Consider the following 24,197-nt stretch of genomic DNA (forward strand, 5'->3'; position numbering starts at 1 on the left):
ATACTGGCTAAAAACTTCTTTTTAACTTAGTCTTAAACAGAATGTGGATTACATAGTTTTGAGATACTATGCTGTGTAAAAAAAGTTAGGAGGTACTATCGATGGATAAACTTGAAGTTGGCGAAGTATTCACAATTAGTGACGAGAATGATGTGGAGCAAGAGGTCGAGGTGATTGGCACTTTGACAATTGAAGGGTCTGACTATGCAGCTGTCAGTTTTGTCGAAGATCTTCAGACCGAAACGGACGAAGATATTGATATCTTTTTCTTGAAAGTAGACGAAGATGGAGATTTTGCAGCAATTGAATCTGATGACGAATTTGAAAAAGTGTCTTCAGCATTTGATGAAATGATGAATGAAGAAGAATAATGAGGAGGAGGGAGGTTAAGCCTCGCTCCTTTTTTGGTATTATATTGTAAAGGCATTATGGTAAAAAAACTTGTAAATAGAAGGAAATTAAATGAGTTTGTCGAATTGTTTTTGAAAGGAGTTGATTCAATTGGAAAGCGTCGTCCTTGTCACCTTTAAAATAAAGGGGATTCCGATACCTATTAAAATAGCATCTACTAACGAACCAAGCAGGGAGCAAATACTAAAGAAAATTTCGGATTTAGCAAACGGATATGACTTATCAGGCGAAATCCAATTTAAGAAGCTCCTGAAGGAAAACGGCCATAAAATGTATATCTATGAAATCGGCGACAGAAAGTGTATGGTGCTTGTAGAAAGGCTCGAGAAAATTAAAGAATTTGAAGAGCTCAGCTCATAGAACTCCTGTACATCTTGTCTTACAATACTGTGTAAAGATCGTTTACAATTTTACATTACTTTTTTTGTGAACCGTAAAAACATATCAAAACAAACCCAGAGGTAGAAACCCCCTGGGTTATTTCGTGCGGATTACGATTTTGATACTTTTGAGTTTTCGTCAGAATGTACTGTCATTCATTTTTTTATAAAGAGATCGCCTGTTTCATTCTACATTTTCGCCGTAATCCACTGTCATAAGCAAAGTATTCTCCAGTTTGCCTTTTTCGACCTCCAGATAACCGATTGAGTTTTTCGTTTCGGCCACGCTGCCATCTTCAAAAGAATAATAGTTTATTTTTTCTTCCCACAAAAGGGTTTCACCTGGATTTACATCACTTTTTCCAAGAGTAAGTTGATATGATTCACCACAGCTGCGGTAAATATTCTGTTCTCGTCTCTTGCGGGAGTTTAGCCAAAGCACTGACTTCATCAACGCTCCCCATAATCCAGTAAAGCTTTCATTATGAATGGGACTGCTTGTAAATTGATAGAATGAATGTTTTTTACCGGATCGAAACTGAACCTCTGATTTCACGGATGAAGAGAAGTGCACATCGCCGGAAAGCAATACACAGTAGGCAGGATCCCATGAGGCAATTTGGTTTATAAACGCATGAAAGCCTTTGCCATTGTATTTCCACCCATCAAAATCAAATGAAGTCTGGACGGGGAAGCCTAATACTTTGAATGGATATACATATTTATGGAGAAAGGATTCGATTAATCCCATTCCGTAAAAAGGTGTTGGTGAAACTATATTCAGGGGTGTCTTACTTTTCCAGCCGCTTTTAATCAATTTTCGAGAAATAGCCTCCCAGCCTTCTTTGCTGATCAACAGGGGAGTGCGCGTCGTTTCTTCTATCATCCCGCCCAGCTTAATTGCCTTTGGTCTAGGGTCGAACTCTCGCTGGGTCCTTGTATCAAGGAAAACTGTTTTCGGGACGGTAGGAGCGATGAAATGCCAGGAATGATAATTCCATAGATAATTCAACCCGTCATTATAACTGGCTGAATCAATGCTGGTTGAGGCAATATAGCTATTTACTTTTTGGAAAAATGTCTGGTCAAATCCTTCCGGTTCATTGCCCCACCCCTGGAATAGCCAGTAGGCTGTAAGACCGTTACCTATGATATGCTTTCCCAAAGAGGATTCTCTGACTGAAGAAGTCCACTTTTCGGATATATTCCAATCATCTGTCATGTCATGGTCATCAAAGATCATGTAGGTAGGCGTGTTAGCCATCAAACGCCTTGCCGCAGACAGGGAGACGACAAAGTCCCTTATATTCTCGATTTGCTCATCGTACCTTGCTTCCAACATCGACAGTTCCTTCATTCTCGTCTTTTCATCTTTATCCAACTTAAGGTGAAGTTTATTTCTTTCCTGTAATTGCTGAAAGGAAAGAAGCAGCTCCTTCTCATGGATGAAATCCCAAATTTCCGGACTCCAGCTGAATAAATACATGGCTGCATATTCACCCAAAGTGATCAGATGATTATCGCCCTTCCTGGTAGAAAAGTTGGCAAGATGCTCAATCAGGAATTGCCGTCCATTCACCTGGTTTAGCCGGGTATATAAGTTCTCTGGCAGGAGCTCATGTAATTTGCCGCTTTCGCTATCACCTATCAATTCCTTGCCAAGTTCAGTCAGGATCGGGAAAAGTGGATCTGCAACATCATCAGCATAAATCTGGTCTCCCATTAAAAATAAGGCATTAGGCCGCTCTGAAAGATCAAGATGTTTATTTTTTACGAGGACGTCTGCTGCAAACAGGGCATCATCACCCTGTCCATGCGGCTTTCGACAGGAGCCATATAGCAAGTTTGTAGGCTCGCTTTCATGGTTTAAATAAAACGCAGGATATTTAAGATCCCCGTATACGATTGAACGGGGACTATCAGGATTGAGCAGATTATAACTGCCTAAATTTTTGACAAATCGTCCTCTTTTAAAAATTAAATTATAACCAAGGAGGGTGCAGAGAGGTAAATGATAATCAGCGGAAGAGATTTTAACCAAATATATAAATAACTGCGCTCCTGCTCTAAACACTTTGGATTCAGTATAGATTTCTAAAGGAAGATACTTGTTCTCTTCGTCTGTTCCTGTAATATCGATCTGGAACAATCGAGCGTCGATTTCAACCTGACGGCTTAAAGCAATCCAAATATATATAGAAGAAGGGTCGACCCTTCTAATGACTGGTCCGGACAAAATAGTTGGTAATCTCATTCATCAGTTCACCACCGTATAGTTCTTTACTGCTAACTTATTCATGCAGTAATTAAACGGTGTCCAAGAGGCCCAGAACAAAAAGCGCAAGCGCCTCGTTCAGCCCCAACAAGCGCTGGAGGGCCGACCAGTGAAGTCGTTCTTTGACTTCATTGGGCGGACCGAAGCGACTCGAGGGGCTAGGCGCTGGAGCTGGATTAAGAAAACCTGTATAGATATCCACATTGAAATTTTTTTATAATTTCCTAGTAAATAAAGAAAAGGAAGCCAATAGTGGCTTCCTTGTTTATTTCCGGGTATAGTATCGAGGATCTTCCTGGATTTTTAATTCCCCTGAGATTAAAGCCGTGGCACTGTGATTCCCTTTAGCATCTAGACCTGCTTCCCATAGCATCATGCCGCCCAGCTGCTCTGAGAGTGCAAGATCGGTTTTCGTTTTCAATGTGGAATGGCCATTATAATGGTATGTTGTCCCATTCATGTCGACTTGGTCTTTTCCGGTATTAGCAGGGTTATGATTGATAAGAGCTTCGTATGAGACCTGTTTAATCGAAGGATCCTCAGGCTGTGCATATAGCGGCACACCCAGGACAAGTTTCTCTCTTGAAAATCCATGCTTGTCAAAAAGGGCTGTCCAGTACGCCACTATATTAGCAGAATAAGAGTAAGGTGATAAATTGGCAGCGTTATACTCTCCATCCCATTGGCCATCATAAGCCATCAAATTGACATGATCAAAGTACTTGAACATGGATGGCTCAAACACGACAGAGTGAATTTCAGTCCCCGTCACGCTGTGCACCTTGGCATTTACAGCGATGGACAGTTCCTTACCGTTTGGCTTCAATTGTTCACTTAATTCTTTTGCAAAATCAGCCAGATATCGCGCATCTTCTGTTGAGCGAGGGTGCTCAAAGTCAATATCTATACCATCTAGCTTTTCTTTTTCTGCAAAACTTACAAGCTCGTGAACTAATTTTTTTCTTGAAGCAGGGTTTGAGATGGCTGCCTTGAAATAATCATAAGATTCCCCGCCATTGATATGGTACCAGCCCCCGATTGCCAGCATAACCTTCGTATCGTGTTTTTGCGCATTAGTAACAATCGCCCTTAAATTTTTGACAGCATGATCACCATTCATTAACAGGCTTCCATCCGAGTTTGGATGTGCAAAGGAAAAAATCACATGAGTCAGGCTATCGTAATCAATCTCGTCCGGTTTCCTGAAATCCTGGACATAGCCGATTAAAACCTTTGATTCTTGCTCTTTCAATTGTGGTTCTTTCTTAACTCCAGGTATTTTGGTTGAATGTGCTGCTTCAGCACTGGTTGCGATTGTTTTAGTTTTTTGCGTATTCGAATATAATGTTCCAGATATAAAACCGCCCATGAAGGTGAGTAAAACAATCATCAGAGGCAAGTAAAGTTTTTTCATAAGGGTATCCTCCTGTGTTTTATCAACCTCAAAATTGTAACAGAGAATACACCTTTATAGCTGTGGAAATATCAGCCTATCGATTCTAGCGATAGATTAATAAACGAGATTGGGGGAATATAATAAATATACTGAACGATAGGAGCGGAAAATATGGACTCAAAGAAGGTAAGAACTGGGAGTACGGAAGTAAGTTTTTATGATCAAGGCAAAGGAGATCCAATCATCCTCATACATGGATTTGCCGGGAGCAAGCACTATTGGGATAAAATCATTCCCGAATTGGCCAAGGAGTATAGAGTCATCGCACTCGACCTTCCTGGACACGGAAAGTCAGGCATGGGGAAGGACAGCTATTCCATTGAGGATATGGCCAGTACAATTAAAGAATTATTGGATCAGCTAGGATTGGATAAAATAACAATGTTCGGTCATTCACTGGGAGGATATATCACCCTGGCATTTGCCGAGTTATACCCACAGTACTTAAAAGCTTTCTCTTTGGTACACTCAACAGCAAATCCGGATTCAGAAGAAGCGAAGGAAGCCCGGGAAAACAATGCAAAGAGGATTCAGGAAGAGGGACCTGGAGCATTTATCGAAGGACTATCCAGGAAGCTCTTTTCTCCTGAAAATATAGAAGTGAATGCGAAGGAAATCGAAGAGACAGTCAAAATTGGCAGGATGACTAAGGTGGATGGTCTGGTCAGCGCCTTGATGGCGATGAAAGATCGACCAGAACGGAATAAAGTGTTAGAGGAAACGGATCTTCCTGTAATCTTGATTGCTGGTGAACAGGATCAAATTATTCCTCCTGAAAAAACATTTATTGTATCCAGACCAAATATAGAGAAGAAAGTTATACAAAATGCAGGCCATATGAGCATGTATGAACAGCATGAAGAACTTGTTAAAGTGATGAAAGATTTTCTTGCAAAAAGATAACGAGCGCAAGCAGCCTGTCCACTCAGGGCAGGTGTTTTTTTCACGCAATAAATTAATGGTAAAATGGTATCGAGCTAGTTAGAAGGAGAGGATACATTGGTTGACAAAATTGTTTTTGATGATCATTCAATCCTGATCAATAAATTTGATATGGACATTTTTAATGGATTAAGGCGGATTTCGATTGAATTTCCCGTAAAAAGTGAAGAGTATCATGATTTAACCACATTATTATATAAAGGCGAATTTGATGTACACGTTCCTGATAAAGAAATAACCTTTAGAGGAAAAATTGTCGAGTATTCGACCTCTGTTACGAATTTATATGAAAGCGGACAGGTCGGTACATATCAATTAACCTTATTAGAAGTAAAGGAGTAAGACATGAAATTAAGTATCCTTGACCAGGCCCCTATCTCAGCGAACCAGACAGCCAAAGAGGCTCTGGAAGAATCTGTTTTGCTTGCACAGACTGCCGAAAATTTGGGCTATACGCGTTTCTGGATTGCTGAGCACCACGATATCCCGGGGCTTGCCTGTCCTGCACCTGAAGTGATGCTTCCGTATATTGGCGCAAGGACAAGCAAAATCCGAATAGGCTCTGGCGCTGTATTGCTTCCACATTACAAACCTTACAAAGTGGCCGAGCTTTATAATTTGCTTGCAACATTGTTCCCAGGCCGGATTGATGTCGGAATCGGCCGGGCTCCAGGCGGCTCTGCAGAAGTCACCAATGTTTTGTCAGACAACTTCCTGCAAAACGTTTGGAAACTTCCAGAATCATTGAAAGAATTGCTTCATTTTGTTAATCATGATCACCCAGAAGGAAGCGAATTAGCAAAAATAAAGGCAGCTCCCTTACCAGATGACCGTCCAGAACCCTGGCTTCTCGGCACGAGTGAAAAAAGCGCAAGGCTCGCGGCTGATTACGGAATAGCTTATGCGTTCGGATTATTTATGAGCGACAAGGACCCTCAAGACATTTTGCAAGTTTACTATGACTCTTTCAAGCCAGGAAGCATAGAATCTCCGCAAACCATTTTGACTGTTTCGGCCATTTGTGCTGAAACCACTGAACAGGCGGAAGAAATTGCATTAAGCACACTTATATGGAGCATCCAGCAGGGAAACGGAGAAGGCTCTTCCGGTGTACCTTCTATTGAAGACGCAAAGGATTACAAGCTTTCGGCAAAAGATTATAAAACTGTAGAAAAAATAAAGCAAAAAATGATCATAGGGAATCCTAAGCAAGTAAAAGATAGATTGCTTCAATTGCACAAGAAGTATAACCCTGATGAAATCATGATCCTGACCATCACGTTTTCACCTGAGGACCGAATAAGGTCATATGAATTGATAGCCGGAGAAACTCTTTAGGACAACCGTTGAACCATTGTATACTAACCTCTTAACAAATCTTCCATTTAAGGTATAATATTATCTGTGAGCAGCTGCCGAAATAGCTTTATAAAAATTAAGTGATGCAGCTATCTGATCTAAGTTGAAAGAGAGTGGAATTTATGGGTCGTAAATGGAACAACATTAAAGAGAAGAAAGCGTCCAAGGATGCAAATACAAGCAGGGTATATTCAAAATTCGCGCTTGAGATTTATGTTGCAGCCAGACAAGGTGAACCAAATCCAGAATCCAACCAGGCGCTGAAATTCGTCCTGGAAAGAGCAAAGACATATAATGTGCCAAGAGTAATTATTGACCGCGCGATCGAAAAAGCCAAGGGAGGAGCTGAAGAAAATTATCAAGAGCTTCGTTACGAAGGCTTTGGCCCTAATGGCTCCATGGTGATCGTTGATGCACTTACGAACAATGTAAACCGTACTGCATCCAATGTACGCGCTGCTTTCGGAAAGAACGGCGGCAACATGGGAGTAGCTGGATCCGTTTCTTATATGTTCGACAAAACTGCAGTAATCGGGTTTGAAGGAAAATCGGCTGATGAAGCACTTGAAATTTTGATGGAAGCGGATGTTGATGCACGCGATATTCTTGAAGAAGACGACTCCATCATTATCTACGGTGAACCTGATCAATTCCACGCTATCCAGGAAGCATTCAGGAATGCCGGTATCACTGACTTTACTGTTGCTGAACTGACAATGCTGCCTCAGAACGAGGTTACTCTCGACGAAGAAACACAGGAACAATTCGAGAAGCTTATTGATGCCCTGGAAGATTTAGAGGATGTCCAGCAGGTATATCATAATGTAGATTTAGTTTAATTGAATTTTTATACAAAAACAGACCCATTCTATAAAGGAGTGGGTCTGTTTTTTGTATACCTGTTAAGTTTAATTCGCTTGTTTTACAGGAATAGACTGATATATTGGAATTGCAGGTGGTACACATGGTAGATACTTTTATTAGGGACATTTCACGCGAGGATATTATAAGGCTTGCTGTATTTTTAGTGATTATTATTGTAGGAAATTGGCTTATAAAAAGGGTTGCTAAGTTTTCAGCTGCCAAAGATTCGAGGTTTTTCCAAAGATCTCTGCCGATCATCGATTCGCTTGCGGACTGGGTAACTTTTTATGGCATCATCATTTTGCTCTTATTAACCTTCTCAAAGAATGAATGGTTATTTGAACCGTTATATACCCATGGAGAAGTGAAGGTGACAATCTTTCTTATTGTTATTGCCTTCCTGATCGTTTCGCTGGCGCACAGGTTAGTTAAGCTATTCAATAAGTTTATTTTATCCTCTGTCTATGATTACTATGGAGTAGACAGGGGCTTAGGATATACTTTCAATCAAATCATCTACTATACCGTTATGTTTGCAGCTCTGGCAATAAGTTTAACCAGTGTCGGAATCAACCTGACTGCGATAGGGGCCGTTTTTGGAGTCCTTGGAATTGGTATTGGTTTTGGCATGAGGAATGTTGCTGGTAACTTTGTATCCGGTATCATCATTTTATTTGAAAGACCGATTGAAGTAGGGGAAATCATTCAAATCAATGATAAGGTCGGGCGTGTTGAAAAAATACGTTTAAGATCCACAATCATCCGAACTGCAAAGGAAGGGACACTGATTGTCCCTAACCAGTATTTTATCGAACAGATTGTCAAGAACCGAACCAGTGCAAGAATGATGGCTCAGGTAAAGGTGAGTGTCGCTTTTGGGACAGATACTCATATGGTACAAGCTCTGCTTGAACAAGCAGTTAATGAAATTAAGGAAAATGAAGATGGCATCCTTGATTCTCCGGAACCTGATATTCGTTTTATTGATTTTCATAGCAAGGCTATGGAGTTCCTGATTGAAATACCGGTCGTTAACTTTGAAATCAAAGAAAAGATTGAAAGTAAATTAAGACATATGGTCGCAGCCATCTTTGTTGAACACAATATTCAGCTTCCAACAGTAAATTTTCAAATGATTGATACAAATTGACGGAGCTTTTCATCTTATGAAAAAGAGTTTACCAGCACGGTAAACTCTTTTTTGGTTCCTATTAAAAACTTTGAATCGCTTCATCAATATCCGTTTTTCCCGAAATTAAATCAAAGGATTTCTTGAATGTATTTTTCGCATCCAAGCATGCCAATATGGTTTTTGCTACATCAACTCTTGCAATCGTGCCTGTTTTCAGGTTCTCAGAAACCTCAATTTTACCCGTACCAGGTTCGTTCAGTAACCCTCCAGGCCTGATGATGGTATAATTCAGGCTGCTCTGCAATAAAGCGCGATCAGCATAGTGTTTTGCAACATAATAAGGTTTAATGGCTTCAGACCAATTCTCTCTTTTGTGAGCTTGCAGGGCACTGACCATTATGAACCGTTCAATCCCAGCCTGTTCTGCAGCCTCCACCGTTTTCACAGCGCCGTCAAGATCCACTAACAGAGTTTTATCCAAACCTGTATGTCCTCCTGAACCTGCTGCGAACACAATGGCATCGCAGCCTTTTGCGGCAGATGCGATGTCTTCAACTGTACCTTCAAGACTGGCGATTACAGTTTCAACACCTTTTTCTTCAAACTCCGGAGTTTGTTCCGGTTTTCTCAGCATCGCTCTTACATCATGTTCGCTGCTTTCTTTAAGCAGATCAACAAGTTGTTTGCCAATCTGTCCATTAGCACCTACGACGAGTACTTTCATCAGAGAACCTCCTTAAAAATTCTTAGGTCATACAAAACAAAACCTCTTATTCACATTAAGATCTGTATAACGCCACGTATATATAATCTACCCTTTATTCAGGATTGTAAAAGGATTTAACTTCTCTCCCGGGATGTAGGCTAAATAGGTAGGTATCATCACCACTCATTGGGGAATACAAAAAAGGAATACAAAGCAGGAGGGATAAAAGGATGGGAGCCATCGAACGCAGTGGTTATGTATTTGAACCTGAATATAGTGTGATCAATCAGGATGGAGCTATTCATGTATACCATAAAGGGGAATTTATCGAAGAAATCAAATTTTCTTTTGATGCGGAAGGACCCGAACCTGATCAGATCGAAAAGTTGATTGATGAATATTGTGACACACATGAACTTTAACTGAAAGCGTCATAGTTTTCCAGAAGCCCAAATAAAAAAGCTGCTCAAAATCAATTGAGCAGCTGCTCTTAAAAGTTTAGAAATTATGCAGTAACATTCTCGTCTATTTCAACTTCTTCTAAAGTTTCTCCTTCAGAGCGGGCAACATAGACAGCGCAAGCAGCATCCCCGGTAATGTTTACAGCGGTTCTGCACATATCAAGGAGACGGTCAACCCCCAGCACTAAAGCTATGGCTTCAACAGGCAAGCCTACTGAAGTTAATACCATCGAAAGCATGATCAATCCCACTCCAGGGACACCAGCTGTTCCTATACTTGCCAGGGTCGCAGTCAATATGACAGTCAATAATTGACCCAGTCCAAGTTCGGCTCCATAAACCTGAGCAATGAAGATGGTGGCAACCCCTTGCATGATGGCTGTTCCATCCATATTAATCGTGGCTCCCAGCGGCTGTACGAAACCACTGACACTTTTGGAAACTTTGAGATTATTTTGCAATGTTTTCATCGAAATAGGCAGGGTCGCTGCACTACTAGATGTACTGAATGCAACAACCATAGCTGGCGAGAATTCCTTGATGAATTTAATTGGGTTCAGTTTTCCGAGTAAAGATACTGCTGACCCATAGGTAATCACAAGGTGTAGCAGCAGGACGAACAGAACTACGAACATATATTTACCCATTGCTGCGATTGCCTCTAACCCTTGGCTGCCGATTGCTGTAGCGATCAAACCGAAAGCGCCGTATGGTGCAAATTTCATGATAGCCTGAACTAAATACATCAGTACATCGTTTGCCTGTTCGACCAATTTGATCAGTCCAGATGCTTTTTCACCAACTCTTGCTATACCAAAGCCAATGATAATTGAAAATGCGATCACCTGGAGCATAGAGCCCTCAACCATAGCTCCAAGAGGGTTGGCAGGAATAATATTCAATAATGTTTCAATAACTGGCGGTGCTTCAGCAGCTTCGAAACTTGCGCCATCCAATTGGAAGCTGCCTGAACCTGGTTGAACCAGAAGTGCCATTCCAATCGCCAAAACTAGTGCAATTGCGGTGGTCACGAGAAAGAAAGAAATCGTCTTGCCGCCGATCCTGCCGAGCTTCTTAGGATCACTAATGCCCGCAGTTCCTAGTATAAGAGAAACGATGACAATAGGGACAACAAGCATCTTAATCAAATTTACAAAGATTTTCCCAAGAGGGACCAACACATAACTATTGACTGTTTCGAACAACTCAGGCAAAGCTAAATTAAAAATAAGACCAACAATAATACCTAATCCCATACCATAAAGGATCTTACGAGTTAGTGACATCTCATCTCCTCCTAATAAAAAATAATAAGATATGAAAGCGCTTACCAAAATAACTGATAATTATAAATATTTAGTTACAATAAAAGTATGACTATTTTTAAGGGATTTAGCAATATATTTTCAGAATATTTTAAAAACAAAGTGTAAAAATGAAAGAGTAATGCATCTATGGTATATTCTTGTTAACTTTTATTTCAGAAGGCAGTGATATACAGTGGACGCTCAAGATAAATGGAATCGAAAATATATGGATAAGCTGACTAACCAGGCTTCTCCAGAACCAAATAAAAGATTGCTAGAGATGGCTACTTACCTGAATGGAGGGACTGCAATCGACTTTGCCTCTGGACTGGGAGGCAATAGCTTCTTCCTGGCAGAGCTGGGCTATGACATGACAGCTATTGATATTTCTGACATTGCTATTATGTATGTTCAAGAGCAGGCAGCCAACCGAGACTTGAATATTACAACTAAAGTAGCCGATCTTACGAAAGAAAGAACCGATTTAACGACCCGTAAATACGATTTAGCGGTAATGACATATTATCTGGAACGTTCTTTATTTCCATTAGTAAAACAAGTAATCAAAGATGATGGATATTTATTCTTCGAAACGTTTTACAAACAAAAAGCAGCAGGGAACGAGCATATTTCAAATCAATACAAGCTGGAGTCGAATGAGTTGCTTAAAGAATTCAGTGAGTGGAAGATTCTCTTTTTTGAGGAAAACGAGCAGGAAGGACGACAGTCAATTTTTTGCCAAAAAATACAGAAATCAATCGAGTAAGAAGGTTGTATCGCTAATTCCGGAACATAAATAATGAAGGAGCATCAGAAGGAGATATATGTCATAAGATATGTAAGATGAAAAAAAGGGTGGGTTGCTATGTATAATATCCTGTTGTTTACAGATTCAGGGGTAGATGATTCATTGGCCCTTATGTATGCCTTGCTTCATCCTGAACTAAATGTTGTGGGGGTAGTTACCGGGTACGGAAATATCACAAAAGAACAGGCAATAAATAATACAGCCTATTTATTGCAGTTGGGAGGAAGAGAGGATATACCGATTATCGCAGGTGCATCCGGACCTTTATCAGGTGAACTGGCTACCTTTTATCCTGAGATACATGGACAAGAGGGGCTTGGTCCGATCAGGCCACCAGAGGATTTGGGGGAAGTAAAGGTCTATGATATTAACAAAATCCTTGATATTGTTAACCAGTACCCTGATAATCTAGTAATCGTCGGAGTCGGAAGACAAACGGAACTGGCGATCCCATTTATCTTATATGGCGAAGAAGCGTTCAAAACAGTCAGTGCTGTTTATATCATGGGAGGAGCGTTCCTCGTACCGGGCAATGTCACAGCCGAAGCTGAGGCAAATTTCTATGCCGATCCTATTGCGGCTAATCAGGTGCTGGAAAAGGCAAGAAACGTATTTCTGCATCCTTTAAATATCACTAATAAAGCCATCATTCCCCCAGCAGTAATAGATTATCTTGCACAAAACAGCCAGTCTCCTTTTAAGGATCTGATTAAACCTGTATATGATTATTACTTTGATGCGTATAAAAAGAATGTCCCGGGCATCCAGGGTGCGCCGCTCCATGATGTGATCACATTAAGTGCCCTTGTGAACAAAAATCTGGTGAAATACCTGCCAAGACGAGTTACCGTTGAATTGTTTGGCGGGGCAAGAGGTAAAAGTATTGCAGACTTCAGGCCAAAACCTGAGCAGGAACCTGAAGATCAACTGGATTGGATTGGCATGGAAGCAGATATACCAGCTTTTATTGAAGATTTCACTCTTGTCTTCATGGGCGACACACAAGCTAAAAGTTAAACATAAGGAACTCCCGCAAAATAGGGAGTTCCTTTTTCAGTTATACACTTTGATTAACTTCCTTATACTTTTTCCTATTAGCATTTGAATATAGCATCACTAAAATGCTTGAGGAAATCAAAGTTCCGTGGAAAATCCAGACCATTTTAGCCAATGAAAGAGCTTCTAACAGAATTGGGGCAACGACAAAGCCAAGTGCGAATCCTAATGATTTTAACAGCATGCCAACGCCAAATATTCTCCCCCTGATGTAATTATCTGTTTTCTGAAGGATCGTCGCGTGCAGGGTGGTGAAGCAGGCATCAAAAATCCCGGTAAAGAACGCAAACATAAGGACAATCCAGATATTTAAATTTGACAGAAAGGTTATAAAGCCAGTCGACATCAAGATCGCTGCAAGAAAATATGTACGATACAGGTGGTTACCCTGCAGGAATTTCATTTTCGGCAGCAGAATTGTGGCTAACACCGATCCGATTCCCCAGACACCCCAGATCAGTCCGTAAATCAAGCTTTGTTTGCTGGAATCAATTGTGTCAGCCAGCAAAGGAATGCCAAGATTATGAGAGGCACCGGCAAATGAACCTACTAGGAAAACAATGTTTACATACAATAACATCGGCACTGAAAGGATGAAAGTATATACTTCTTTTAAATCTCTACCAATCTGGGAAACTTTCTGTTTAAATCCATTGGTAATCAAACCTGAATTTGCCGGTTCAGTTGTTTGCCACTTGATTTTAATCAATACTGCTGCAGATATTAGATAAGTAGCAGCGTCGATGATCAAGGTAACCTGGTAACCGAGAAAGTCTGTAATCAATCCAGCACCAATGAACCCAAAAACTTAGCTGATCGATGTAAGTCTAGAGATAAGAGCATTGGTCTCTAAAACCTTGTCCTGACCGAAAATTTGCGGGATTTCAGCACTGTAGCTTACAGCAAAAAAGCTGCTCGTCAAACCAATCAAGAAGCAGACAACCAATATCATTACCGGATTAGGGAAGGGAATCAAGATCAGTATGATGATTGCTCGAAAAACATCCGTCCATATCATGATTTTCCTGCGGTCAAAGCGGTCAGCAAGAACACCGGAAAACAAGCTCGATAAAACACCGCCTAATGTACGGAACGCCATTGTGGCTGCAAGCCAGGCAGGACTTCCGGTAGAAATATACATCAAAACATTGATTGCGATTAAATCCATAAAGGTTCCAAGATCAGAAAATGCTTTTACATAAAGAAAAACTTTGCGGTTCATAAAATCTCCCTTAATCATGAGGTAGTATAGTTATTGTTTCATTTTAAAGATTTTGAATTTACTTCGCAATACGAAATTTCAGTTTTTTGCTATAATAGAATAAATTTCCTCATTAAAAGAGAGAAACTCCCTGGTGAAAAGGGAGTTCCATTTATTTTTCAATTACCACCATGGTCTTCCATACCATGGACGACGACCGAATCCATACCATGGACGTCGGCCAAATCCATACCATGGTCTGCGGCCGTACCAGTATCCAGGACGTCCGTAACCGTACCAGGGACCACCGAATCCATAACCGCCATAAAATGCAGGTGCGGCAGCAGCAAGGAACAATAAAGGTATAATCCTTTCATCATTCTGCTGATCTTGTCTGTGAAGATATGTTTGAGGATAATTCATTGAGCAACCTCCTATAATATATTCAATATAGGATATGTGACTAAAAATATGATGGTATTAAAATAGGAAAAATAGACAGTTGCCCATGCTTCTTAAGAAATACAGCGCTATACATTAAAAGGAGGGACATACATAATGATTCAATTAATCAATCAAACTGTCATGCATAGTTATCCAGGAATGGTCGCATTGGTGACGGTTAATCATAACGGAGAAAACAATATCATGGCTGCTGGCTGGCATTCCTACATATCTTACGAGCCGCCAATTTACGGAGTTGCCATCGGCCGTGAACGTCATACTTACAAACTCATAAAATCTGAAGGCAAATTCTCCATAAATTTTGTGCCATTTGAATATTCTGCTCTTATTCAGCAAGCAGGTGTGTATACGGGTTCAAAAGTGAACAAATTTGAAAAGGCGAACATCAGTTTCGACCACGGATCAGCAACGAATTCACCGATACTGCGTGATGCATATATAGCATATGAATGTGAAGTCATAGACCGTAATAGCTACGGTGACCACGATTGGTTCGTTGCAAATATCGTCCAATTTTACAGGGATCCAGATAAATTCCTGGAAAACGGCATGCCAAATTTCGATGAGCTCACGATTCCGCTTTATTTGGGAAGATCCACTTACACAAATATAAATCAACATAGTGATTTTGCTTCGCATAAGATAGAGGAATAGAAGCACACTAAAAACACGAAAAGTGATCAGCCAAAGGTGCAGATGATTTTTCGTGTTTCTTTTTAGTAAGGTCGGGAGGAGAAGAGTACAGATTAATCTCTCATAAAATACTTATTTTCTAGTTTACATAACATAAATTCTAGGAAGTTAAACAAATGATTTTTAATACCGTCTCATTGACTAAGTATACTTAAATCAGTGAGACAAAATCAAAATTTTCATAAATTCACATATTCATCATTATGCTTTACATAAATCAATTTAGTTTTCTATTAGTTAATTCAATTACATAATTCTATTTAGTTTTTTATATTAGTTAATTCACTTAACCGTCCATTTGTACTTTACTCAAATCAATTTAGTTTTGTACTACAACTGGTTTTAGTTAGTTCAATATGCTTTTACAATGAAAAATTCAATCATCAATCTGGCTTCTGGATCATTTAAGTAAAACTTACCGGACACTTTTAAAAACTCTATCATTTCTTATATTTCCAGTTATTCATTTACATTGTCTTTAAAACATTATAATCAAAGTCAATCCAATCTTCCTTTATACTCTTTCAATTCATTTTATTTGTTTACATAATAATATTATGTATCTCTATCTAGGATTGCTATCAACGAATAATTTTAAAAGCACAGGTTCATCACGCCTGTGCTTCTTGGGTTTTTTCCTTATTCACTTTGTTAAGATACATTCTTGGCGTACCGTAGTAAGCTACCTGATTAAATTCTGGGTAAATAGATGAAAACTGTACATAAATTGGAGCATCGAGCAGCCAAGGATAGTATGTGAAGAAGTTTTTATCTCCATAAACCATCGCAGTCAGTGCTAAATCCAGCTCTTTTTTGAAAATCATATAACGGATCCTGGACATATTCAGGTCGTATTCCCCGTTACTGATATACACCTTAGCATACAGCAAGTATTCACCATTGATGGTGATCCAGTCTGCCAATACTTCATCCCGCATTTCATAGTTGATTGCCTGGTAATCATAGACATTCCCGACTGCTAGAAACAGCTCTCCAGTAATATCGGAATGTGTTAAAGTATACTTTCTGTTATCTATTGGTACAAAAGCAGTTGCTGGTGGAATAAAGTTAACGCTCAATCGTTCTGGCTTGAATTTGGTCACGGCAGAAGGCTCCTTCCCGCTAAAAGAATCCTTTTCTGATATCATATGCCACTGAGCCGCGATCCGTGACAATCGCCTATATTATTGAGACTTCAGGTTTTTGACTTCAGCGTTTATTAATTGCCATTTCCCCTTTTCATATATCCATGTCGATTCAATATTAGCAATTCCATCCGCATTATATGCACCATTTATTCGCTGGATGCCTTTTAACCCATAAAGATCTTCTTTTACCTTAATCGGCTTTAATGTGCCAAAAGGAAGAATCATTAGCTCTGTTGGTTCATTCAACTTTCCATCCTGATATAAACCCAGGCGTTCGTACTCCTCTTTCCTGTCGCTTAGGTCAAAACTGTATGATTGCCCTGTTTCCTGAATATTTATGGAAGCCTTGTAACCATCCTCAAATTGGCTGTTGACTGCAAGAGGTTCTGGTACAGTCAGATTGGTAACTTGGAAATCCTTTAAAGTGTATAAATAAAAATTCGACAAACCTCCACTTCCACCGGTAGGAACACTGATAAATATGTCTTTTACGGAATCGTGGTTCAAATCTTTATAACTAGTAGTGGGATCGTATCCACTATCTAGATCAATTTTATATATTTCTCCATTTGATGCTCTGACTTTTAAGAAAATCTTTTTGAGAAACTGTGCACCTTCTTCAAAAGGCACTCCTTTTACATAAATCAAATCCTTTTTTCCATCACCCGTTACATCAACTTTTTCTTCAGAAATCGTCACCGTTTTTTCATTAGATTCCCCTGCAGATTCCCCTGCATATACGCCGGTAAGGGCGGTTAACGACATAAAAAAGAACGCGCTGAACGTGATTAATAGTTCCTTTTTCATAATACATCACCCCGTTATACTTAACATCTCCAAATATGGTAAAAAAATGCACAAAAACCCCTCTGATTTGATCAGAGGGGTTAATGATGATTATTTATTCTTAGATACTCCGTGGTTACGGTATTCCCAGGATTCAATTCCTGTTAAACCTTCGATAGAATCAGCATAAAACACTGGATCTTTTCCTTGTTTTCGCTGTTCTCTATAATCCTTTAAGGCAGCCATTGCTATTTTTGCAAGCAAGGTAATGGCTACAAGGTTGATTAATGCCATTATTCCCATGAAAAGGTCTGCCAGATTCCAGACAATGGCTAATTCGGCAACTGAACCGAACAAAACCATTCCCATAACAGCAAGACGATAAATAAATAAAGCTGTAGGACTTTCCTTGATGAAACCAATATTTGTTTCTCCATAATAGTAATTCCCGATAATCGAGGTGAAGGCAAAAAGGAAAATAGCTCCGCCGACGAATGCTGGTGCCCATGAGCCAACATGCGCTGTCAGCGCTGCCTGCGTTAACTGTATACCATCTAAATCAGAATTCGTATATTCGCCTGACATAATGATAATGAATGCTGTTGCCGTACAAATCAACAAAGTATCCGTAAATACTCCTAATGTTTGGATTAGGCCTTGCTTTACCGGATGGGTGACTGCAGCAGTGGCCGCTGCATTTGGCGCACTACCCATACCAGCCTCGTTAGAAAATAGGCCTCTCTTGATTCCCATCATGACCGCTGCACCCATTCCACCGCCAACTACTTCCTTTAAGCCAAAAGCATTCTTAATGATAATTGAGAGCATAGACGGAATTTCACTGAAATTCATGATCACAATGAATAAGGCTAGAATTAAATATAACACCGCCATTATTGGCACAATTATTTGTGATACAAAAGCAATCCTTTTGATGCCGCCAAAAATGACTGTGGCAGTCATAACAGTTAAAATGATTCCCATCCAAAAGCGATCGAATCCAAATGCCTGATCAAAAGCAAGGGAAATGGTGTTAGATTGAACAGAACTGAAAACGAGGCCGAATGTAAAAACAATAATGACAGCGAATAAAATTCCCAGCCACCTTTTATTTAATCCGCGTTCCATATAGTAAGCTGGTCCGCCACGGAATTCATCCTTATCCTTGACCTTATAAATTTGAGCAAGCGTGCTCTCAATGAAGCTGGATGCTGCGCCTATGAGCGCAATGACCCACATCCAAAAGACAGCTCCCGGACCACCGGCTGAGATAGCTGTCGCTACTCCTGCCAGATTACCTGTACCAACCCTTGAAGCTAAGCTTACCGTAAATGCTTGAAATGAAGACCTTCCCCTTTTCCCTTCGGAAGAAACGGTGGCTGGATCCTTTAGCACCCTGATCATTTCAGGAAAGAATTTGAATTGAACAAACCTGGTTCTGAACGTAAAATATGTACCCAGTACAACTAAAACAGCAATTAAGATATAGCTCCACATATAGTTGTTTAATTCAGATATAATGTTGTTGAAAATCTCCATATAAAACTCCTTTTTTAGTTTTTGACAAAGCTGGTTTTACTTTGAATATTACTTTTCTTTTAATACCTATCTTCTAAAAGTGCCAACAGTACAGGAGTAACTTTCTATCTACCCATCACGTATTATGGCTTTAAAAAGGCTAGAAAAAGCAAATAGGTTTAAGAAAAGAGCCTTAAACAAAGATATTTTAATATAGTTTTTAATGTACCAAAATTGCAATCGCTTTACAATGGTACTTCACTCCCATTATCAGCTTTGTCCAGACAGAGAGGAAGCTATCTATGTAATACCCTGATTATGGTAAAAAAAACAAAAAACACAGCAATTTTACTGTGTTTTTTGTTGATGCTCTAGCTATTGTGAGTTTTTATCCTTTTCATTCTCACTTTTCCAACTAGCTGTAAGTTTTCCGGTTTCACTTTCATCCACCAGGAAAGATCCATTTGTATATCGATCGCTGAACCTTAATTCTGAAGCTTTCACAGATACAATTTGCTGTTTTTCAGACTGGAAGAATACTTCATCCTCGTTATGAACAGCCTCCACGCCAATAATTCGGTGAGGGTTTGCTTTCAGTTCACGCAACATCACAACACCGCGTTTTGCGCGGGAAGTCTTCTCGAACTCTGACAGCTTCATTTTCTTAACGGCACCACGCTGCGTAGCGATGACGATAGAATGGCTTTGGTTGTTGTCGATAATTTTCCCACCGACAACATAATCTCCATCCTTCAGGTTCATCCCCTTAACGCCTGCTGCCCTGATTCCAATTGGACTGATTTCTTCTTCGCTGAACCATAAAGCATAACCGAGATGTGAAGCAAGGAATAAATCCTTCTCCCCATTGGTTACATGTATGTCGATGACTCTGTCGTCACCTTTGACATTGATTGCAGTTAGCGGTTTGGAGTAACGCTGAGCTTTATAAAGATTTAATTCGGATTTTTTTACCATACCATTCTTTGTCACAAATAAGAAGAATAAATTCTGTGCGAAATCGGTGACTGGAACAGCTTTGATGATGTCTTCATCCCGGTCTAACGGCACAAGATTTGCTACATGCTGACCAAGGTCTTTCCAGCGGATGTCCGGTAGTTCATGAACAGGCAAGTATAAGTAGCTGCCTTTATTCGTGAATAACAGCAAGACATCAGTTGTATTCATATTCAACTGTGATAAAAGTCTATCCGTATCCTTCATCGCGAAATCCTGACCATTGGATGCGGCATAAGATCTCTGGCTTGTCCGTTTCACGTATCCATCCTTCGTCACGGTTACAATGACGTCTTCACTTGCGATTAGGACTTCAAGGTTAATCTTGATTTCCTCAATCTCGTCCTCAATTTTTGTCCGGCGATCATCTGAGAAACGCTTTTTGACATCCTTCAGTTCCTTTTTGATGACAGATAATAGCTTCTTCTCACTGCCCAGAATGGCGGTAAGTTCCTCTACCTTCTTGGTAAGCTCTTCCGCCTCGGCTTGAAGGGCAGTAATATCAGTATTTGTCAGACGATATAGCTGTAAGGATACAATCGCTTCAGCCTGAACTTCGGTGAAGTCGAATTTTTTGATCAAGTTATCCTTGGCGTCGCGCTTATCTTTGGAAGCACGAATCGTTGCGATTACCTGGTCAAGTATCGATAAAGCTTTTATGAGGCCTTCAACGATATGTTGGCGGTCCCGCGCTTTTTGAAGGTCATATTGGGTACGCTTGGTTACAACATCCTTCTGGTGTTCTATATAAGCATCTAGCATCTCGGCAAGTCCCATCAATACAGGTCTTTTCTTGTTGATGGCAACCATATTGAAGTTATAGGTAATCTGCAAATCACTGTTCTTGTAAAGATAGTGCAAAACACCGTTTGCGTCTGCTTCCTTCTTCAATTCAATGACAACACGAAGGCCGGTGCGGTCTGTTTCATCACGCACTTCCGAAATGCCTTCCACTTTACGGTCGAGGCGGAATTCATCTATCCGCTTGACCAGGTTAGCTTTATTGATTTCATAAGGAACTTCCGTGATGACGATCTGCTGTTTGCCGCCACGGATATCCTCGATTTCAGCTTTGCCGCGAACAATGATCTTCCCTTTACCAGTCTTGTATGCCTTGGCGATCCCTTCGACACCCTGTATGATTCCGCCCGTCGGAAAGTCAGGCCCCTTGATCACTTTCATCAGATCTTCAACAGTGCATGCAGGGTTGTCCATCCTCATGATGACCCCATCAATCACTTCCGCCAGATTATGCGGAGGAATATCAGTCGCATAACCCGCTGATATTCCGGTAGACCCATTAACCAGCAAATTAGGGAACATCGCAGGAAGCACCGTAGGTTCACTTGAGGTGTCATCGAAATTCGGAATGAACTCGACGGTTCTTTTCTCGATATCCCTTAACAGTTCACCTGCGATTGCTGACAATCTTGCTTCTGTATAACGCATCGCTGCTGGCGGGTCACCGTCAATGCTTCCGTTATTCCCATGCATTTCGACAAGGTAGTTCCGCACTTTCCAATTCTGGCTCATACGGACCATTGCTTCATATACAGAGGAATCACCGTGCGGGTGGTAGTTACCAATTACGTTTCCTACTGTCTTGGCTGATTTCCGGAAGCCCTTTTCATTTGTATTGCCTTCTACGTGCATCGCATATAAAATCCTGCGTTGAACAGGTTTGAGTCCGTCTCTAGCATCAGGAAGTGCACGTTCTTGGATAATATATTTACTATAGCGGCCGAAACGGTCGCCCAGTACGTCTTCTAAAGGAAGGTCACGAAATTTTTCAACTGAACTCATTCGTCAGCAACCTCCTCTGCAACTGAGATATTTTCATTTTCAAGGATGTTTCCATCTTCCTCAAGGCCGAACGCTACATTGGATTCAATCCACTTCCTGCGTGGTTCAACCTTATCTCCCATAAGGGTCGTTACTCTTCGCTCCGCTCTTGCTGCATCGTCAATACGCACGCGGATCAAAGTCCTGGTCTCAGGATCCATCGTCGTTTCCCAAAGCTGGTCGGCATTCATTTCTCCCAGTCCTTTATAACGCTGGATTATATAGCCTTTACCGACTTTCTTCATCGCGTCCTTCAGCTCTTCGTCGCTCCAGGCATATTCGATGATTTCTTTTTTGCCCGTGCCCTTGCTGACCTTATATAACGGCGGCAGGGCAATGAATACCTTACCCGCTTCGATCAGCGGCTTCATATATCGGTAAAAGAACGTCAGCAAGAGTACCTGGATATGGGCACCATCAGTATCAGCATCCGTCATGATGACGATTTTGTCATAATTGATGTCTTCTACGTTGAAGTCTGACCCAACTCCGGCACCAATCGCATGGATGATCGTATTGATTTCTTCATTTTTGAAAATGTCCTGCAGCTTTGCTTTTTCCGTGTTGATGACTTTACCGCGCAATGGGAGCACAGCCTGGAATTTCCTATCGCGGCCCTGCTTGGCAGAACCACCAGCAGAATCACCCTCTACCAGGTAAAGTTCATTCTTCGCAGGATTCTTTGATTGCGCTGGAGTCAGTTTGCCGGATAGTATCGCATCTGATCTCTTTCTCTTCTTCCCGCTTCTTGCATCCTCGCGTGCTTTCCGGGCCGCTTCACGTGCCTGGTAAGCCTTGATGGACTTGCGGATCAGCAATGTACTGATATCAGGATTTTCCTCAAGGAAATAAGAAAGGTGCTCTGAAACGACTGAGTCGACGGCAGATCTTGCTTCACTTGTCCCCAACTTTCCCTTTGTCTGGCCTTCAAACTGAAGCAACTCTTCAGGAATTCGCACAGAAATGATGCCTGCAAGACCTTCTCGGATGTCAGCTCCATCAAGGTTCTTATCCTTCTCCTTGAGCAAGCCAACCTTGCGGGCATATTCATTGAATACACGGGTCATCGCTGTTTTGGAACCCGCTTCATGTGTACCGCCATCTTTCGTGCGGACATTGTTGACGAATGACAGCACATTCTCTGAGTAGCCATCGTTAAATTGAAATGCAAATTCAACTTCTATTTGGCTGTATTCACCTTCGAAGCTAACAACTGGATGCATCACATCTTTTTCTTCGTTCAAATATTCAACGAAAGCCTGGATCCCAGTCTCAAAATGAAAAGTATCCTTAACATCATTGCGCTCATCGATTAACTCTATTTTTAATCCTTTTAGCAAAAAGGCAGACTCTCTAAGGCGTTCCGAGAGTGTATCATAGTTATATGTTAGGGTAGAGAAAATTTCAGGGTCTGGTTTAAAGTGGATTGTCGTACCTGATTGGTTTGTTTTTCCGATCTTTTCAAGCGTCGTCGCTGGTTTCCCGCCATTTTCAAAACGCTGTTCATAGACAAAGCCATCACGTTTGATGGTTACAACCAGCCATTCTGATAATGCGTTTACAACAGAAGCACCTACACCATGAAGGCCTCCGCTTGTTTTATACCCGCCCTGACCAAACTTTCCGCCTGCGTGTAAGACGGTAAGGATCACTTCAGGTGTCGGTTTGCCAAGCTTATGCATCCCGGTAGGCATACCTCTCCCTTTATCCTGGACGCTGATGGAATTATCTTTATGGATTTTGACGATGATTTGATTACCGTAGCCACCTAGTGCTTCGTCTACCGAGTTATCAACGATTTCGTATACGAGGTGATGAAGTCCCCGTGTATCTGTGCTGCCAATATACATACCGGGTCTTTTGCGAACCGCTTCAAGACCTTCAAGTACCTGTATGGCATCATCATTATAATCAAAAGCTTGCTGATTTCTTGCCACGAACATACCCCTTTCATTTCTTGCAAACAACATTGACGGTTTTTATGTATAGTGTCAATGATTTCGTTAAGTATTCGTCTTTTAAGGCTCTTTTCGTAAACTTTGTTACTTTCTCAACAAAAAGTAAAAACCGGCACCTGGGTTTTTACGAGTATTGATACAATGCTTGTTCGGATCCCCCTCGAAAAGAGCCCCTGATACCTTTACTAATGTGAGTACAAGTACATGTTTGAAATGCAACAATCAATACGAAAAACAGCCTTTCTGATTTAAAAGATTACGTGCAACGTATCCTTTTATCAGTATCAGAACAATTGTTCTCTTAGTTATTTTACCATAAGAATGGCGTCTATGCTTAATTGTAGCGATTAATTGGGATTTGGCAAACGGATTTAAAGAATTAATTGGAATTTTGTCATAAAAATTCGGTTATTTG

At 40.7% G+C, this 24,197-nt stretch carries 21 protein-coding genes and 1 pseudogene; 11 read left to right on the forward strand and 11 right to left on the reverse strand.

The window, feature by feature from the left end:
* The first annotated feature begins 101 nt into the window (after nucleotides 1–101).
* Both AC0VX7_RS12640 and AC0VX7_RS12645 read left to right on the forward strand, forming a co-directional pair.
* Entirely contained in the window at nucleotides 102–371 is a 270-nt protein-coding gene (locus tag AC0VX7_RS12640; protein WP_215030118.1) for a DUF1292 domain-containing protein, read from the forward strand.
* Nucleotides 372–501: 130 nt separating this feature from the next.
* Nucleotides 502–771, forward strand: coding sequence for a hypothetical protein (locus tag AC0VX7_RS12645; RefSeq protein WP_475424499.1), 270 nt, complete (start codon nucleotides 502–504; stop codon nucleotides 769–771).
* A 204-nt stretch (nucleotides 772–975) separates the two neighbouring features.
* On the opposite strand, the gene AC0VX7_RS12650 is transcribed toward AC0VX7_RS12645, so the two are convergent.
* A complete protein-coding gene (locus AC0VX7_RS12650; RefSeq protein WP_475424500.1) occupies nucleotides 976–3,045 on the reverse strand; it encodes a metallophosphoesterase family protein in 2,070 nt (689 codons plus the stop codon).
* Nucleotides 3,046–3,331: 286 nt separating this feature from the next.
* Complete coding sequence (locus AC0VX7_RS12655; protein ID WP_475424501.1) at nucleotides 3,332–4,480, reverse strand: glycoside hydrolase family 18 protein; 1,149 nt, start codon at nucleotides 4,478–4,480, stop codon at nucleotides 3,332–3,334.
* A 153-nt stretch (nucleotides 4,481–4,633) separates the two neighbouring features.
* On the opposite strand from AC0VX7_RS12655, the gene AC0VX7_RS12660 reads away from it, so the two are divergent.
* The 5 genes from AC0VX7_RS12660 (at nucleotide 4,634) to AC0VX7_RS12680 (ending at nucleotide 8,837) form a co-directional block, all read left to right on the forward strand.
* Nucleotides 4,634–5,425 (forward strand): alpha/beta fold hydrolase, encoded by a 792-nt coding sequence (locus AC0VX7_RS12660; RefSeq protein ID WP_475424502.1) that lies wholly within the window; start codon nucleotides 4,634–4,636, stop codon nucleotides 5,423–5,425.
* A gap of 96 nt (nucleotides 5,426–5,521) precedes the next feature.
* On the forward strand, nucleotides 5,522–5,806 hold the full coding sequence (locus tag AC0VX7_RS12665) for a DUF3219 family protein (protein ID WP_475424503.1): 285 nt from the start codon (nucleotides 5,522–5,524) through the stop codon (nucleotides 5,804–5,806).
* 3 nt (nucleotides 5,807–5,809) lie between these two features.
* Nucleotides 5,810–6,802 carry an LLM class flavin-dependent oxidoreductase gene (locus AC0VX7_RS12670; RefSeq protein ID WP_475424504.1) on the forward strand — a complete coding sequence of 331 codons (993 nt, stop codon included), beginning with the start codon at nucleotides 5,810–5,812 and terminating at the stop codon, nucleotides 6,800–6,802.
* Between the two features lie 143 nt (nucleotides 6,803–6,945).
* Nucleotides 6,946–7,662, forward strand: a complete 717-nt coding sequence (locus AC0VX7_RS12675; protein ID WP_215035689.1) for a YebC/PmpR family DNA-binding transcriptional regulator — start codon at nucleotides 6,946–6,948, stop codon at nucleotides 7,660–7,662.
* Nucleotides 7,663–7,787: 125 nt separating this feature from the next.
* Nucleotides 7,788–8,837 (forward strand): mechanosensitive ion channel family protein, encoded by a 1,050-nt coding sequence (locus AC0VX7_RS12680; protein ID WP_475424505.1) that lies wholly within the window; start codon nucleotides 7,788–7,790, stop codon nucleotides 8,835–8,837.
* A gap of 61 nt (nucleotides 8,838–8,898) precedes the next feature.
* Here AC0VX7_RS12680 and AC0VX7_RS12685 read toward each other — a convergent pair whose 3' ends face one another.
* Nucleotides 8,899–9,543 (reverse strand): SDR family oxidoreductase, encoded by a 645-nt coding sequence (locus tag AC0VX7_RS12685; RefSeq protein WP_475424506.1) that lies wholly within the window; start codon nucleotides 9,541–9,543, stop codon nucleotides 8,899–8,901.
* A 212-nt stretch (nucleotides 9,544–9,755) separates the two neighbouring features.
* Between AC0VX7_RS12685 and AC0VX7_RS12690 the strand changes: the two genes are divergently transcribed.
* Nucleotides 9,756–9,947, forward strand: a complete 192-nt coding sequence (locus AC0VX7_RS12690) for a YbxH family protein (protein ID WP_475424507.1) — start codon at nucleotides 9,756–9,758, stop codon at nucleotides 9,945–9,947.
* Between the two features lie 83 nt (nucleotides 9,948–10,030).
* Here AC0VX7_RS12690 and AC0VX7_RS12695 read toward each other — a convergent pair whose 3' ends face one another.
* Nucleotides 10,031–11,272 carry a dicarboxylate/amino acid:cation symporter gene (locus AC0VX7_RS12695; RefSeq protein ID WP_475424508.1) on the reverse strand — a complete coding sequence of 414 codons (1,242 nt, stop codon included), beginning with the start codon at nucleotides 11,270–11,272 and terminating at the stop codon, nucleotides 10,031–10,033.
* A 247-nt stretch (nucleotides 11,273–11,519) separates the two neighbouring features.
* Between AC0VX7_RS12695 and AC0VX7_RS12700 the strand changes: the two genes are divergently transcribed.
* Nucleotides 11,520–12,059 (forward strand): class I SAM-dependent methyltransferase, encoded by a 540-nt coding sequence (locus tag AC0VX7_RS12700; protein WP_475424509.1) that lies wholly within the window; start codon nucleotides 11,520–11,522, stop codon nucleotides 12,057–12,059.
* A 99-nt stretch (nucleotides 12,060–12,158) separates the two neighbouring features.
* Entirely contained in the window at nucleotides 12,159–13,118 is a 960-nt protein-coding gene (locus AC0VX7_RS12705) for a nucleoside hydrolase (RefSeq protein WP_475424510.1), read from the forward strand.
* A 40-nt stretch (nucleotides 13,119–13,158) separates the two neighbouring features.
* Here AC0VX7_RS12705 and AC0VX7_RS12710 read toward each other — a convergent pair.
* Nucleotides 13,159–14,397 (reverse strand): annotated as a pseudogene (locus AC0VX7_RS12710) (MFS transporter).
* A 144-nt stretch (nucleotides 14,398–14,541) separates the two neighbouring features.
* Nucleotides 14,542–14,781 carry a hypothetical protein gene (locus tag AC0VX7_RS12715; protein ID WP_475424511.1) on the reverse strand — a complete coding sequence of 80 codons (240 nt, stop codon included), beginning with the start codon at nucleotides 14,779–14,781 and terminating at the stop codon, nucleotides 14,542–14,544.
* Nucleotides 14,782–14,916: 135 nt separating this feature from the next.
* Between AC0VX7_RS12715 and AC0VX7_RS12720 the strand changes: the two genes are divergently transcribed.
* Nucleotides 14,917–15,477, forward strand: a complete 561-nt coding sequence (locus AC0VX7_RS12720; protein WP_475424512.1) for a flavin reductase family protein — start codon at nucleotides 14,917–14,919, stop codon at nucleotides 15,475–15,477.
* A 650-nt stretch (nucleotides 15,478–16,127) separates the two neighbouring features.
* Here the strand turns inward: AC0VX7_RS12720 and AC0VX7_RS12725 are convergent.
* The 5 genes from AC0VX7_RS12725 to parE all read right to left on the reverse strand — a co-directional run bounded on the left by AC0VX7_RS12725 (nucleotide 16,128) and on the right by parE (nucleotide 23,761).
* Nucleotides 16,128–16,619 carry a staygreen family protein gene (locus AC0VX7_RS12725; protein WP_475424513.1) on the reverse strand — a complete coding sequence of 164 codons (492 nt, stop codon included), beginning with the start codon at nucleotides 16,617–16,619 and terminating at the stop codon, nucleotides 16,128–16,130.
* Nucleotides 16,620–16,700: 81 nt separating this feature from the next.
* Nucleotides 16,701–17,471, reverse strand: a complete 771-nt coding sequence (locus AC0VX7_RS12730) for a hypothetical protein (RefSeq protein WP_475424514.1) — start codon at nucleotides 17,469–17,471, stop codon at nucleotides 16,701–16,703.
* Between the two features lie 90 nt (nucleotides 17,472–17,561).
* Nucleotides 17,562–18,989: an alanine/glycine:cation symporter family protein gene (locus tag AC0VX7_RS12735; protein ID WP_475424515.1), complete on the reverse strand. Its 1,428-nt coding sequence runs from the start codon at nucleotides 18,987–18,989 to the stop codon at nucleotides 17,562–17,564.
* Nucleotides 18,990–19,343: 354 nt separating this feature from the next.
* The gene (gene parC, locus AC0VX7_RS12740; RefSeq protein WP_475424516.1) at nucleotides 19,344–21,785 is read right to left on the reverse strand and encodes a DNA topoisomerase IV subunit A; all 2,442 of its coding nucleotides are present in this window, start codon (nucleotides 21,783–21,785) and stop codon (nucleotides 19,344–19,346) included.
* Entirely contained in the window at nucleotides 21,782–23,761 is a 1,980-nt protein-coding gene (parE, locus tag AC0VX7_RS12745) for a DNA topoisomerase IV subunit B (RefSeq protein WP_214904639.1), read from the reverse strand. The genes parC and parE overlap by 4 nt, the downstream gene beginning before the upstream one ends.
* Nucleotides 23,762–24,197: the final 436 nt, after the last annotated feature.

The organism is Mesobacillus sp. QJM3NY_10 (genome assembly GCF_056173465.1).

Bases quoted from the DNA above. Each gene is read 5' to 3' on its own strand.
- AC0VX7_RS12655 (WP_475424501.1), bottom strand. From the start codon at position 4,480: ATGAAAAAACTTTACTTGCCTCTGATGATTGTTTTACTCACCTTCATG.
- AC0VX7_RS12700 (WP_475424509.1), top strand. From the start codon at position 11,520: ATGGATAAGCTGACTAACCAGGCTTCTCCAGAACCAAATAAAAGATTG.
- AC0VX7_RS12640 (WP_215030118.1), top strand. From the start codon at position 102: ATGGATAAACTTGAAGTTGGCGAAGTATTCACAATTAGTGACGAGAAT.
- AC0VX7_RS12680 (WP_475424505.1), top strand. From the start codon at position 7,788: ATGGTAGATACTTTTATTAGGGACATTTCACGCGAGGATATTATAAGG.
- AC0VX7_RS12650 (WP_475424500.1), bottom strand. From the start codon at position 3,045: ATGAGATTACCAACTATTTTGTCCGGACCAGTCATTAGAAGGGTCGAC.
- AC0VX7_RS12730 (WP_475424514.1), bottom strand. From the start codon at position 17,471: ATGAAAAAGGAACTATTAATCACGTTCAGCGCGTTCTTTTTTATGTCG.
- AC0VX7_RS12735 (WP_475424515.1), bottom strand. From the start codon at position 18,989: ATGGAGATTTTCAACAACATTATATCTGAATTAAACAACTATATGTGG.
- AC0VX7_RS12670 (WP_475424504.1), top strand. From the start codon at position 5,810: ATGAAATTAAGTATCCTTGACCAGGCCCCTATCTCAGCGAACCAGACA.
- AC0VX7_RS12715 (WP_475424511.1), bottom strand. From the start codon at position 14,781: ATGAATTATCCTCAAACATATCTTCACAGACAAGATCAGCAGAATGAT.
- AC0VX7_RS12660 (WP_475424502.1), top strand. From the start codon at position 4,634: ATGGACTCAAAGAAGGTAAGAACTGGGAGTACGGAAGTAAGTTTTTAT.
- AC0VX7_RS12695 (WP_475424508.1), bottom strand. From the start codon at position 11,272: ATGTCACTAACTCGTAAGATCCTTTATGGTATGGGATTAGGTATTATT.
- AC0VX7_RS12675 (WP_215035689.1), top strand. From the start codon at position 6,946: ATGGGTCGTAAATGGAACAACATTAAAGAGAAGAAAGCGTCCAAGGAT.
- AC0VX7_RS12690 (WP_475424507.1), top strand. From the start codon at position 9,756: ATGGGAGCCATCGAACGCAGTGGTTATGTATTTGAACCTGAATATAGT.
- AC0VX7_RS12705 (WP_475424510.1), top strand. From the start codon at position 12,159: ATGTATAATATCCTGTTGTTTACAGATTCAGGGGTAGATGATTCATTG.
- AC0VX7_RS12685 (WP_475424506.1), bottom strand. From the start codon at position 9,543: ATGAAAGTACTCGTCGTAGGTGCTAATGGACAGATTGGCAAACAACTT.
- parC (WP_475424516.1), bottom strand. From the start codon at position 21,785: ATGAGTTCAGTTGAAAAATTTCGTGACCTTCCTTTAGAAGACGTACTG.
- AC0VX7_RS12720 (WP_475424512.1), top strand. From the start codon at position 14,917: ATGATTCAATTAATCAATCAAACTGTCATGCATAGTTATCCAGGAATG.